This window comes from Metabacillus rhizosphaerae, from assembly GCF_037201795.1.
Lineage (GTDB): Bacteria > Bacillota > Bacilli > Bacillales > Bacillaceae > Metabacillus > Metabacillus rhizosphaerae.
This window is the reverse complement of sequence record NZ_CP147403.1, coordinates 1-12,701: the sequence shown is the minus strand read 5'-3', so window position 1 is coordinate 12,701 and position 12,701 is coordinate 1. Positions and strand designations below refer to the sequence as shown.

Sequence of the window (12,701 nt, the reverse complement as noted above, 5' to 3'; positions counted from 1 at the left end):
TTTCAAAAACAAACAAACCGTATACCTACTATTTCCAATCCATCTCTTTATGTTTTTTCTTTCCAATCGACTATTTAATATGATTTATAATCTGGACGCCGGTGACTCAGAAAAGGTAATAGACAACGTGTAAATGTTATTTCTTTAGTGAAAGTGTTTAAATTAGAAGTTAAAAAAGCTAACAAAGTCTTAGTTGAACTTGTTAGCTTTTAGTATGAAGGGAATGTGTTGGATATAAGAAAAAATATAAGCGACCAAAATTAGCTTCAAATTTCACTATAGACCCTACTTCGTTTTGAGGAAGAAGAGTTCTTGTTTCGTTATAGTTTAGTTATTTGTTAATACATACTTTTCTATAGCGTGAGCAACACCATGTTCATTGTTTGTTAAGGTTACAACATCAGCAATGTCTTTTACAGACGGATCAGCATTTCCCATCGCAACTGAAAGACCAGCTACTTCTAGCATTGGAACATCATTGAAGTTATCACCGATTGCGACCGTGTTTTCGATAGGAATATTAAAGTACTCAGCCATTACTTTGATACCATTGCCTTTATGTCCATTTGTGTCCATAATTTCGATATTGAATGGACCTGAAGTTGTAATTGAAATACCATCAATTTCTTTTAGTGTGGAAATGAGTTCAGTTTTTCCAGAAATGGTTGGGATAAAGAATTTTTGAATAGCTATATTCTCTTTATTTAAAACGTCGTCAATGTGATCGAATATTTTAATAGAATCTGTTTCTTTGGGTTGTTCAGTCATAAATTTATATTCCTTTGGTGTTAAGCCTTTACTTACTTCTTGATTTTGTTCTAAGAATGCAAGCATGCGCTCAGTCCAGGTTGAAGCAACAAATATACCTTGACTTGAATAAATTTTGAATGGGTATTTTTTTTCATTAAGAATATTAGCAACACTTTTTACGTTATTTTTATCTATAGAAATTTGGCTTAATAACTTATTGTCTGCAAGCACCATTGTACCATTGCTTCCCGCAACAGGACATTTAAGTGGAGTTTGAGCGATAACTGTTTTTATATCCTCTGGTGCACGGCCAGAACAAATCATGACAACATGACCTGCTTCTTGAGCCTTTTGAATAGCTTGAACGTTTTCCTCAGAAATTTCAATGTTAGATGATAACAATGTTCCATCTAAGTCAATTGCAATTAATTTTTTCATACTAATTGTCTCCTTTGCTACTTTTCGATTCAATATATATGTAAATGATGTACATGTTAACTCAATTATCTATTATGACATATTTTCAGTTATTTAATTATAAAAAGGATTGAAATAATAATAAATTTACAAAAAGATAATACTTCCCTTTTTCTTTATTCAAAAAAAAGATATACTGTCCAATAGAAATAAAGTATATATGGAGGGATAAAACATGGTTCGATTCGGTATTATCGGAACTAACTGGATTACAGAAAGCTTTATTCAAGCTGCTAGTAAAGTTGAGGGCTTTTCACTCACAGCTGTTTATTCTAGAACAAGTGAAAAGGCGGAGGAGTTTGCCGGCAAATATGATATTGAACATACATATACTGATTTAGAACAATTTGCTAGTAGCAACCAATTTGAAGCAGTATATATTGCTAGCCCAAATTCACTTCATGCTTCTCAAGCAATATTATGCATGAAAAATGGGAAGCATGTGATTTGTGAAAAGCCAATGGCCTCCAATACGAAGGAAATTAGTGAAATGATTAAGGTTGCTAATGAAAATTCTGTTGTCTTAATGGAAGCTCTTAAAACAACTTTACTACCAAACTTTTTAGCAATAAAAGAAAATCTACATAAAATTGGCAAGATTCGTCGCTATTTTGCTAGCTATTGTCAATACTCTTCTCGCTATGATAAATATAAAGAAGGTATCGTTTTAAATGCATTCAATCCAGAATTTTCCAATGGTGCATTAATGGATATTGGGATTTATTGTGTGTACCCTGCTGTAACATTATTTGGTGAGCCAAAGCAAATTCAGGCTTCAAGTTATATGCTTGAGTCGGGTGTTGATGGTGAGGGGAGTATCCTGCTAACGTATGAGGAGATGGATGCAGTTATTATGTATTCTAAGATTACAAACTCATATGTGCCTTCTGAAATACAAGGTGAGAATGGTAGCATCATCATCGATCAAATGAATACACCTCAAAGTGTGAAAATTCAGTATAAAGATGGAACGGTTGAAGACATAACAAGAACTCAAGACTTAGACAGCATGTATTATGAGGCAAAAGAATTCGTTGAATTAATTACTCATAAAAAGCAGCAATCAGAAATGAATTCACACCAAAATTCCTTAATAACAGCAAAAATATTAGAGGATACTAGAAAACAAATTGGGTTGGTTTTTCCAGCGGATAAGTAATATTTTTTGGGGACAGTCCCTCACTGCTTTAAAGCAGTGGGGGACTGTCCCCTTTTTAATTACTGGAATATTTTACTGAAAAGGGGAGAAAGTAAATATGAAAATATAATAAACCATAAAATCCCAATGTTTACTTACATACTGAGGAGGTCGAGGATGATAATGGATCAATCAAATCAAGCAAATCAAAATACGAATGAAGAAAACGAAGATACCCTAACAAATAGGCAGGGGCATCCTGTAACAAATAATCAAAATATACGAACTGTCGGAAATCGCGGTCCTGCAACGTTGGAAAATTACGATTTTATTGAAAAAATAAGCCACTTTGATAGAGAACGTGTTCCTGAACGTGTTGTTCATGCACGTGGTGCTGGTGCGCATGGTTATTTCGAAGCTTATGGAACAGCAGGAAACGAGCATGTTTCGAAATATACCCGTGCCAAATTATTTCAAGAAAAGGGAAAAAGGACTCCTGTTTTTGTCCGCTTTTCATCTGTTATCCATGGGGGGCATTCTCCAGAAACGCTCCGTGATCCTCGTGGGTTTGCTGTTAAATTTTATACTGAAGATGGAAACTGGGATTTAGTTGGGAATAACTTGAAAATTTTCTTTATCCGCGATGCGATAAAATTCCCTGATATGATTCATGCCTTTAAACCAGATCCGGTTACGAATATTCAAGATAGTGAAAGGTTTTTTGACTTTTGCTGTAACTCTCCCGAAACATTCCATATGGTCACTTTTGTCTATTCACCATGGGGAATTCCAGCTAACTATCGTATGATGCAGGGGTCTGGCGTTAATACATATAAATGGGTAAATAATGAAGGTGAAGGGGTTCTTGTAAAATATCACTGGGAACCAAAGCAAGGGATTAAAAACTTAACACAAAAGGAAGCTGGGGAAATTCAAGCAAAAAACTTTAACCATGCTACCCAGGATTTATATGAAGCAATTGAGCGTGGCGACTATCCTGAATGGGAGTTGCTTGTCCAAGTTATGAGCGATGATGAGCATCCTGAATTGGATTTCGATCCTCTTGATGATACAAAACTCTGGCCGGAAGATCAGTTTCCTTGGCTACCAGTAGGGAAAATGGTGTTAGATAGAAACCCTGAAGATTATTTTACAGAGGTCGAACAAGCTGCATTTGGTACAGGGGTTCTTGTTGATGGGCTTGATTTCTCTGATGATAAAATGCTTCAAGGTCGAACGTTCTCTTATTCTGATACTCAACGTTATCGAGTAGGTTCAAATTACTTACAGCTGCCAATTAATGCTCCTAAAAAACGAGTAACGACTAATCAAAGCGGGGGACAAATGCAATACAAAGTAGACCGCGCACCTAACCAAAACCCTCATATTAACTATGAGCCATCAATATTGGGTGGATTAAAGGAAGCTAAACAATATGGAAAAGAGCATACTCCGAAAGTCGAAGGGAACCTAGTCCGTGAGTCAATTGATCGCCAAAGTAATACAAAACAAGCGGGTGAAACATATCGTAGATTTGAGCAATGGGAAAAAGATGAACTCATTTCAAACCTAGTAGGAGATCTTTCTAAATGTGACCAAAGAATTCAAGATAAAATGGTTGCTCTCGCTGAAGAAGCTGATGAAGAGTACGGTCGCCTATTAAGAGAAGGTTTGGCTCACGCTTCTAAGGAAGGATCAAGTCAAAAACCTCTTGGAAACAAAAACGGGAATCAAGCAACTAAAACAGCTGTGGATAAGGGTCACGATGCAGATCCTTATTAAGGGAGGACCACTTCAAAATTATAAGGCCTAAACATAATGATTTTTTAAAAATATGGCCATACTATTTTTTAATGCTAGTCAATAAACTAAACTATAAAGGGGCTAATTAATATGGCTGAAAGAGATAGTCACAAAAATCAACAAAAGAAAATGAAAAAGGCAAGTGACGCAATCAATACAGACAAGGACTTTGGAAATGATTTAGCTGAAAAAAACCATAACGAGAAAAGGTCAAGAAAATAGTGTGTTTAAAAAACAGCAAAAACTTGGGTTTGTTCGAAAATGAACAAATCCAAGTTTTTTGTGGAATCAAATTCTCAGTTTGCTTTGCTTTAAGCGTTTTAGTCCACTATTCACTATGGTTACGTTATAATAGAGTAATAATACTTTAAATAAGTAGATATTTTCTCCTTAATAGATAGAAAGAAAATTTGAATAAAAGGGGGACATTTATGACAGAAATTCCGATGGTAGTACAAAAGGAAATAAAAAAACATCAGGGTTTAACGAAAGCGAAAATATTTAAAAGAGCTTTTTTCATTTTTATTGGTGCTGTCTTAATGGCAGTTGGTTTAGAGATTTTTTTAGTCCCAAATAAGGTTATTGATGGGGGAATTGTTGGAATATCAATTATCTTATCCCATCTACTAGGAATGAGTCTTGGTTTGTTTATATTCCTATTAAATATTCCATTTTTCTTCATTGGTTATAAACAAATTGGAAAGACATTTGCTTTATCGACTTTGTTTGGAATTACCGTGTTATCAATAGCGACAGCATTATTTCACCCAGTTCCAGCATTCACTGAAGATATTCTTCTAGCAACTGTTTTTGGCGGGATTATTCTTGGAGTCGGTGTAGGAATAGTTATTCGTTATGGAGGATCGTTAGATGGAACTGAAATTTTAGCAATCCTTGCGAATAAGAAGTTACCTTTTTCTGTTGGTGAAATCATTATGTTTTTTAATATTTTTATTTTAGGAAGCGCGGGCTTTGTCTTTGGCTGGAACAGAGCAATGTATTCGTTAATCGCCTATTTTGTAGCATTTAAAACAATTGATATTGTTCTAGAAGGACTTGATGAATCAAAATCTGCATGGATAATTAGTGAGCAATATCGTGAGATTGGAGACGCTATTTTAGCTCGATTAGGCCGTGGAGTAACATACCTTAATGGAGAAGGCGCGTATACAGGAGATGATAAGAAGGTTATTTTCTGTGTCATTACTCGACTAGAGGAAGCGAAATTAAAATCTATAGTTGAAGACTTAGATCCTTCTGCGTTTTTAGCAGTTGCAAATATTGCAGAGGTGAGAGGCGGAAGGTTTAAGAAAAAGGATATTCATTAATGATGTTGCAGCTCTGTGGAGAACGTATCCTACAGAGTTTTTTTAGGTTACATAACATAATTTGGTCCATTTTTGGGCTAATTTCTTATACTTCTTCATACCTTTTATAAGGACAAGATATGCATGGACTTTAAAAAGGTAAGGGTGTGAACAAATGGAGCAAGCGATTATGAACATATTAGAATGGCTAACAGGTCTTGGATATGTAGGTATAGCACTAGGGCTAATGCTTGAGGTCATTCCGAGTGAAATCGTTCTTGGATATGGTGGGTACTTAATTGTGCTTGGAAGGGTTGGTTTTATAGGAGCATTTGCTGCAGGTGTAATTGGCGGAACAATTGCTCAATTAATCTTATATTGGATCGGTAGCTACGGGGGTAGGCCCTTTCTTGAGAAGTATGGCAAATTGCTGCTTTTAAAAAAGCACCATTTAGATTTAGCAGAGACCTGGTTTGAAAAGTATGGTTCTGGTGTTATATTCGGAGCAAGGTTTATCCCAGTAGTAAGACATGCAATTAGTATACCTGCTGGGATCGCAAAAATGTCAATATGGAAATTCACTTTATATACTGTTGCAGCGATGATCCCATGGACACTTTTCTTTTTATATTTAGGAATTGAGCTAGGGAGTAATTGGATGTATATAAAAGAGGTTGCTCGTCCTTACCTCATACCAATTATAAGCTTTGCACTATTAATGGCTGTAGTTTACTATTTAGTGAAAAAGTTTAAAGCTCCACGGACAAATTAATGATAGCACATTTTATGTAAGGCTTACGTTATGGTAAGCCTTTTTTGACAGTTAAGAAAGTAAAAATTTTGTACTTAGTTTTGGTGTCCAGCTCCAGCCCCTAGCCTCTCTAGGGTCTAGCTAATTTAGAATTGAAGGCAAAGAACGCCTTCTATTCTAAATCATCTTATTGCCCGAGGCTGATCAAGGCGCTTTTGCTTTTCTCAAATGTAAATATATCTTATTGCATTTTAGAGGGAATCAGAATATAATCAGTATTGCTATTATTTTTGTATGTGAAATATTATTCAAGTTAAGTATTTGTTGTATGAAGAATTAATAAGAGTTTAAACCCTACAAATGAATAGGTAAAAGCTCTGTCGAAAGTGGGAATCATTCAGATGATCTCCACTTTTTAAATCGATTAATACTTCATTTAGTTAACATTATGAGGAATAAATAAAGAATAAGGGGGAACGAATATTGGAGCATTTAAGTCAGAAAGAAAAAATTACAATTATGATTGCGATTATTGGCGCAATGTTTTTTGCTGCGGTTAACCAAACAATTGTAGGGAATGCTCTCCCTAAGATCGTTGCAGACCTCGGAGGACTAGATTACTATAGCTGGGTTTTTACAATCTATATGTTAACATCAGCTATTACAACGATTTTAGTTGGTAAATTATCAGATATATATGGACGTAAGCCATTTATATTAATCGGGATCTTTATTTTTATGGTTGGTGCCTTTTTATCTGGCTTGTCAAAGGATATTATTCAGCTCATTACTTATCGAGGTATTCAAGGATTTGGCGCAGGAATGATTATGTCCACAGCCTTTACAGCTGTTGGCGATCTTTTTGCACCGCGTGAACGTGGCCGTTGGCAAGGAGCGATGGGGGCTGTATTTGGAATTTCGAGTGTATTTGGTCCAACTCTTGGTGGATATATTGTTGATAACTTAGAATGGAAATGGGTATTTTGGGTGTTCTTACCTTTAGGAATTGTAGCTGCTATTCTAATATGGAAGCTTTTCCCTAAAGCGGAGAAGAAAGAAGGAGAGTCTGTCGATTATTTAGGGTCGATTTTCTTAACTACTACTATTGTTCCTGCATTATTAGCATTTTCATGGGCTGGTACAAAATATGATTGGAATTCTACGCAAATTATTAGTTTATTTGCTAGTGCTATTTTTTCATTGATTTTGTTTATTTTAGTAGAAAGAAAAGCAAAGAGTCCAATTCTCCCGCTTTATTTGTTTAAAAATAGTATTTTTACGATTTCAAATATTATCGGTTTTGCAATTGGCGTTGCGATGTTTGGTGGTGTTATGTATATTCCTTATTTTGTTCAAGGAGTATTAGGATTTTCAGCAACTCATTCAAGTTTTATTACAATGACCATGACATTAGGTTTAGTTTTTGCAAGTGGCGTTGGCGGGCAGATTATTACGAAAACAGGGAAATATAAGCTACAAGCAATTATCGGTTTAATTGTAACAACAGTTGGAATGTTTTTATTTACAACAATGAATGCTGGAACGTCTCAGTGGTTATTGATTTTTTATTTAGTATTAGTAGGACTTGGTCTTGGTGTCGGAATGACTGTCTTTACATTAACTGTGCAAAATGCTGTTGATCAGCGTTATTTAGGAGTGGCAACTGCAACTTCACAGCTATTCCGTTCTGTTGGAGGAACAGTTGGAGTAGCAATAATGGGAACAGTTTTAAATCAGCGAATGAGTGACAAAATGGCTGAATCGTTTGCAGAGGTCAGTAAGCAGGCAGCTGCTGTACCACCTGAAATGCAAGATAAGCTGGCAGAGCTACAAAATCCACAACTATTATTGGATCATGCGAAGTTAGCGGAAATCCAACAAAGCCTACCGGAAGAAATGATTGTCTTTTTTGAAAAGATTGTAAGTATGCTTCAGGACTCATTGAGTTTTGCATTATCTGGTGTGTTCATGACTGCAGCAATTATCATGATCCTAGCGGTCTTTTTAACTTTATTCTTAAAAGAAATACCTTTAAGAAGTTCAAGTGATGCCCTTCCCGATACACATCGAAAGCAGCATGAGAAAGAAAAATTAACAAAACAACCTGTTTAAAAAGTTGAGAGGATGATGCCTCTCAACTTTTTTGGTTTACGCAAGGAAAATTGTCAATCGCAATAAAAAGAGAGGTATAAATTGCAGTTGGTTTAATAAATGAGAATTGTGGTTCAATTTAAGAAATAGATGGACTAATTATTTGAAAAAGAGGTTCAATTATCTAAGAAAATGGTTCAATAAATGATTAAACAGGTTCTATCCGCTTATAATAAGTGGTTCGATCCATAATGAAAAATGAAGTGCCATACTATCTCTTACATAAAGCCTCAAATACATGGATAAAATGTAAGCGATAGTAATTGCCTAAAGTAGAAAGGAATGAAAAAATGTTCCCTAAAGATGAAGAATTTTATGATAACGAGGTTTTTGCTCAGGCAGAAGTTGTTCCACATCCTAAAGAAGAAAATCGGTCTGCATTAATCTTGACGCAATCGTACCATCTTTTGTCCAATGATGACCTAACATCTGGCGACAACTCTTCAAAGGATTAAATTAACTAAGGAGCGTTCGGTCTAAAACTGAGTGTTTTTAATCGTTTTGTGAGGCCTAAAAGCAAAATAAGCCTGATCAACTTGATCAGGCTCTTTCAAATTAGTTTATTAATGATTTGCCATTTTAGCATTTGCTTTATCGTAAACAGCAAGTTTTTTTACAAGTGTTGAACTGTCTTTATTTAGACCTAAGATACTAACATTTGTACCATTTTGTTTGAATTTAAGGACGATTTTATCGATAGCTCCTACGGCGGAATCATCCCATAAGTGTGCATGACTAAAATCAATAACAACTTCCTGGATATCTTCTTTGAAGTCAAAGCCTGATACTAAATCTGTAACTGATGCGAAGAACAATTGCCCTTTTACACTGTATGTTTTGTGATTTTGTTCATCAAGTTTTGATTCGACATGTACTTTTGAAATTTTAGCGGCAAAGAAGATTGCGCTTAGTAAAACACCTACTAATACACCCTTTGATAAATCATGTGTAAGTACAACAGTGACAACTGTTACAATCATAACAGAAGAATCTGTTATAGGCATTACTCTTAGCTTTCTTATGGAAGACCAATCAAATGTACCAATAGATACCATGATCATAACACCAACTAAAGCTGCCATCGGGATTTGTACTAAAATGTTGTTCAGTAGTAAAATTAGCACCATTAGAAAAACACCGGCAACAAGTGTAGATAATCGGCCGCGTCCACCAGATTTAATATTAATACCAGATTGACCAATCATCGCACAGCCAGCCATTCCTCCAAAGAAACCAGCTACAATGTTAGCAATACCTTGTCCTCTTGCTTCTCTGTTTTTATCACTTTCAGTATCTGTCATATCATCAACGATTTGTGCAGTTAATAGTGATTCTAGTAACCCAACAAAAGCTAAAGCGATTGAATAAGGTAGAATAATTTGCAATGTTTCAAGGTTAAAAGGAATCTGAGGAATTAAAAATAATGGTAAAGCTTGCGTTAATTCACCCATATCTCCAACAGTGCGCACCGAAACTCCTGACATAATTGCATAGATTGTCATCACGATGATTGCCACAAGTGGTGAAGGAACGACTTTCGTAAATCTTGGTAGTATATAAATGATCGCTAGTGAGCCAGCTACCATTGCGTACATTACCCATGATTCACCAATAAAGTGTGGTAATTGTGCACTGAAGATTAGGATAGCTAGTGAGTTTACAAAGCCCACCATAACAGAGCGAGGGATAAACCTCATAAGCCTTCCCACTTTTAAAACGCCAAGTAGAATTTGAATTATTCCAGTTAAAATTGTCGCTGCAAGAAGATAATGTAGCCCATGGTCAGCTACTAAAGTAACCATAACTAATGCCATTGCGCCTGTAGCAGCTGAAATCATCCCCGGTCTTCCTCCTACGAAGGCAATTACGACAGCGATACAAAATGAAGCGTACAGTCCAACCATTGGATCGACACCGGCGATAATCGAAAACGCAATTGCCTCAGGAATTAGTGCCAATGCAACAACAATACCTGAGAGAATATCTCCGCGTATGTTCCCAAACCACTGTTGTTTTAATGTTTGTGTGTTCAAAACAACACCTCTTTCTTCATATTAATTTGTGTGAAAAGATATGTGACTTTCAACTCTCATGAAAGTCGGGTCCGTTATTAACGGTCATGATTATACCACCGAATAATAAATTATGTTAGTCGTATGTAAGCGTATTAATCATCTATTTTCTTTTAATATCTTTAAAATTCGCCGTTTTAAGCAGAAATTTGTAAAAGGAAGTTTATATTAATGAAGCAATTGCTGTTGTAAAATATTAGTAAAGGGTTTGGAGAGGGGAAACATGTTCAAAAACATATTATTAGCAACAGATGGATCGATGCATGCATTACGTGCAGCCATTAAAGCGTCTGAAATAGCAAAAATGAATCCAGATGCAATCATTACAGTCGTTTATGTAATCGATGGATCAACATCTAAATGCGATATGTTATCAGAAGGAAACAAGGAAGCAGTTCTAGAAAAGCGTTTGAGGAAGCTAAGACCAACTGAGGAAATACTAAGAAAACAATGTGTGAATTTTAAGGTAGAATTGCTTAAGGGTGAGCCTGGTCCAGAGATTGTAAAGTATGCAAATAAACAGCACTTTGATTTAGTTGTTGTAGGAAGTCGTGGTCTTAATGGTTTACAGGAAATGGTTTTAGGTAGTGTAAGTCATAAAGTTGCGAAACGTGTTGAATGTCCGGTGATGATTGTGAAATAAAGTAATTTCAGGATTTTTATATATGGTTGACCTAGAGAGTGTAAGATGTAAACTCTCATCACCTTAACTATGGTCAACCATAAAAAAGCTAATCTATCTTCTTTAACTGTTTATAAAAGACGTTCGGAAGAGAAAGTCCTCTCTCATTAATCTCTTTTTCTAGCATTCTAATAAAGTCAGAGCTTATTTGTAATTTGCAAGCTTCACGAAAACTTACTAATAAAGTTTCATCTGACAAGTTTGTAAATCTCATTGAAAACCATCCTTTAATTTAATGCTTTTTATAATATTATGGTTGTTTCAACCACTTTCCTTTTACATACCACTAAGTAAAAGAATCTAAACTGAAGTTTGTAATAAAATGTAGAAAATAGAAGATTCTATAAGACAGAAATAATATACTGTTGAGAAAATTCTTTTAATTTAGTACTTTCGTTATGTTTACATATACAATGATTTTTTTATAATGTAGGTAAGCTTTCGGGAGGAGGGAACTCTGATGGGAAAAGGTCGAATCCGAGTGGAAGAAAGTATTAAGGTAGAAACAGATAAAGAAATTAGTGAAGCTAAGCTAATAGTTGATAAAGAAAAAGACAAAGAGTAAAGAAGTGGAGAGTGACATAATACTACGGGCGTAGACCCTTATTAGTCACTCTCCGTCTCCTAAATGGTGATCAAAGATCGTCAAAGCCATTATCTACATGGTTTACTTTCGTATATTGTCTTGATTTTTGTTCGAAGAAATCAGATTTACCTAGATCTACTTCTTCGTAAGCTTTAATCCATTTTAGAGGGTTTGTTCGATACCCCTCAAAAGGGCGGTCATAGCCTAGTTGATGGCATCGGACATTTGCATAAAACTTAATATAATCTTCAAGGTCCTGCATATTAATCCCATCCATTTTATTTCCAATAATGAATTTTCCCCATTCAATCTCAAGTTCAGCAGCCTTAATAAATGTATTTTTTACAAATGTAGCAAGTTCTTTTGTATCATAGTCAGGGTATTGATTTAAAACTTCTTTATAAATTTGAACAAATAAGTCGACATGTATTTGTTCATCACGGTTGATATAGTTAATCATTGTGCTCGTTGCAACCATTTTCTGATTACGTGCAAGGTTGTAAAAGAATGCAAATCCTGAATAAAAGAAAAGTCCTTCTAATATGACATCATATACGATTGATTTTAACAGATTCTCAATGCTTGGTTGTTCAGAAAAGGCTTGATACCCATCTGTTACAAATTCATTTCGTTTTCTTAGTATAGGTTCATTTCTCCAATACTCAAATACCTCATCTTGTATCTGCTTAGGAACAAGACTTGAGAGTACATAGGAATAGGAATGATTATGAATAACCTCTTGTTGAGCAAGAATAATCATTAAAGCATTGACGCTGGAATCTGTAATGTAGTCAGAGACTTTTCCAGCATAATCAGTTTGAATACTATCTAGAAGAGCAAGAAGCCCAATGATTTTTAAAAATGCATCTTTTTCATCATTTGTTAGATTGGGATATTGTTTTATATCCTGGGCCATGTTGATCTCAAATGGGGTCCAGAAGTTTGCTAGCATTTTTTTGTAGCGTGGATATGCCCATGGGTAAG

Annotated in this window: 13 protein-coding genes; 9 read left to right on the top strand and 4 right to left on the bottom strand. The window is 35.2% G+C overall.

The annotated features are described in order from the left end of the window. Positions 1–327: 327 nt before the first annotated feature. On the bottom strand, positions 328–1,188 hold the full coding sequence (locus WCV66_RS00065) for a Cof-type HAD-IIB family hydrolase (RefSeq protein ID WP_338787536.1): 861 nt from the start codon (positions 1,186–1,188) through the stop codon (positions 328–330). Between the two features lie 214 nt (positions 1,189–1,402). On the opposite strand from WCV66_RS00065, the gene WCV66_RS00060 reads away from it, so the two are divergent. The 7 genes from WCV66_RS00060 (at position 1,403) to WCV66_RS00030 (ending at position 8,832) form a co-directional block, all read left to right on the top strand. After that, a complete protein-coding gene (locus WCV66_RS00060; RefSeq protein ID WP_338787535.1) occupies positions 1,403–2,386 on the top strand; it encodes a Gfo/Idh/MocA family oxidoreductase in 984 nt (327 codons plus the stop codon). A gap of 156 nt (positions 2,387–2,542) precedes the next feature. Further along, positions 2,543–4,147 (top strand): catalase, encoded by a 1,605-nt coding sequence (locus WCV66_RS00055; protein WP_338787534.1) that lies wholly within the window; start codon positions 2,543–2,545, stop codon positions 4,145–4,147. Between the two features lie 111 nt (positions 4,148–4,258). Next, positions 4,259–4,390: a hypothetical protein gene (locus tag WCV66_RS00050; protein ID WP_338787533.1), complete on the top strand. Its 132-nt coding sequence runs from the start codon at positions 4,259–4,261 to the stop codon at positions 4,388–4,390. A 209-nt stretch (positions 4,391–4,599) separates the two neighbouring features. Continuing rightward, complete coding sequence (locus WCV66_RS00045) at positions 4,600–5,496, top strand: YitT family protein (protein ID WP_338787532.1); 897 nt, start codon at positions 4,600–4,602, stop codon at positions 5,494–5,496. A gap of 154 nt (positions 5,497–5,650) precedes the next feature. Continuing rightward, positions 5,651–6,247, top strand: a complete 597-nt coding sequence (locus tag WCV66_RS00040; protein ID WP_338787531.1) for a DedA family protein — start codon at positions 5,651–5,653, stop codon at positions 6,245–6,247. 462 nt (positions 6,248–6,709) lie between these two features. After that, a complete protein-coding gene (locus tag WCV66_RS00035; RefSeq protein ID WP_185653976.1) occupies positions 6,710–8,338 on the top strand; it encodes an MDR family MFS transporter in 1,629 nt (542 codons plus the stop codon). A gap of 329 nt (positions 8,339–8,667) precedes the next feature. Beyond that, positions 8,668–8,832: a transcriptional regulator SplA domain-containing protein gene (locus WCV66_RS00030; RefSeq protein ID WP_157094466.1), complete on the top strand. Its 165-nt coding sequence runs from the start codon at positions 8,668–8,670 to the stop codon at positions 8,830–8,832. Positions 8,833–8,940: 108 nt separating this feature from the next. On the opposite strand, the gene WCV66_RS00025 is transcribed toward WCV66_RS00030, so the two are convergent. Beyond that, on the bottom strand, positions 8,941–10,410 hold the full coding sequence (locus WCV66_RS00025; protein WP_338787530.1) for a SulP family inorganic anion transporter: 1,470 nt from the start codon (positions 10,408–10,410) through the stop codon (positions 8,941–8,943). A 262-nt stretch (positions 10,411–10,672) separates the two neighbouring features. Between WCV66_RS00025 and WCV66_RS00020 the strand changes: the two genes are divergently transcribed. Continuing rightward, positions 10,673–11,092: a universal stress protein gene (locus WCV66_RS00020; protein ID WP_338787529.1), complete on the top strand. Its 420-nt coding sequence runs from the start codon at positions 10,673–10,675 to the stop codon at positions 11,090–11,092. Positions 11,093–11,180: 88 nt separating this feature from the next. Here the strand turns inward: WCV66_RS00020 and sda are convergent, their stop codons facing one another. Further along, a complete protein-coding gene (gene sda / locus WCV66_RS00015; RefSeq protein ID WP_338787528.1) occupies positions 11,181–11,345 on the bottom strand; it encodes a sporulation histidine kinase inhibitor Sda in 165 nt (54 codons plus the stop codon). A gap of 246 nt (positions 11,346–11,591) precedes the next feature. On the opposite strand from sda, the gene WCV66_RS00010 reads away from it, so the two are divergent. Then, complete coding sequence (locus WCV66_RS00010) at positions 11,592–11,696, top strand: YhdX family protein (RefSeq protein ID WP_185653977.1); 105 nt, start codon at positions 11,592–11,594, stop codon at positions 11,694–11,696. Between the two features lie 70 nt (positions 11,697–11,766). Here WCV66_RS00010 and WCV66_RS00005 read toward each other — a convergent pair. Further along, the coding region (locus tag WCV66_RS00005; RefSeq protein WP_338787527.1) for a ribonucleotide-diphosphate reductase subunit beta at positions 11,767–12,701 on the bottom strand (935 nt) is incomplete at its 5' end.

Excerpts from the sequence above, each read along its gene's own strand:
- WCV66_RS00065 (WP_338787536.1), bottom strand. The coding sequence starts at position 1,188 with ATGAAAAAATTAATTGCAATTGACTTAGATGGAACATTGTTATCATCT.
- WCV66_RS00060 (WP_338787535.1), top strand. The coding sequence starts at position 1,403 with ATGGTTCGATTCGGTATTATCGGAACTAACTGGATTACAGAAAGCTTT.
- WCV66_RS00055 (WP_338787534.1), top strand. The coding sequence starts at position 2,543 with ATGATAATGGATCAATCAAATCAAGCAAATCAAAATACGAATGAAGAA.
- WCV66_RS00050 (WP_338787533.1), top strand. The coding sequence starts at position 4,259 with ATGGCTGAAAGAGATAGTCACAAAAATCAACAAAAGAAAATGAAAAAG.
- WCV66_RS00045 (WP_338787532.1), top strand. The coding sequence starts at position 4,600 with ATGACAGAAATTCCGATGGTAGTACAAAAGGAAATAAAAAAACATCAG.
- WCV66_RS00040 (WP_338787531.1), top strand. The coding sequence starts at position 5,651 with ATGGAGCAAGCGATTATGAACATATTAGAATGGCTAACAGGTCTTGGA.
- WCV66_RS00030 (WP_157094466.1), top strand. The coding sequence starts at position 8,668 with ATGTTCCCTAAAGATGAAGAATTTTATGATAACGAGGTTTTTGCTCAG.
- WCV66_RS00020 (WP_338787529.1), top strand. The coding sequence starts at position 10,673 with ATGTTCAAAAACATATTATTAGCAACAGATGGATCGATGCATGCATTA.
- sda (WP_338787528.1), bottom strand. The coding sequence starts at position 11,345 with ATGAGATTTACAAACTTGTCAGATGAAACTTTATTAGTAAGTTTTCGT.
- WCV66_RS00010 (WP_185653977.1), top strand. The coding sequence starts at position 11,592 with ATGGGAAAAGGTCGAATCCGAGTGGAAGAAAGTATTAAGGTAGAAACA.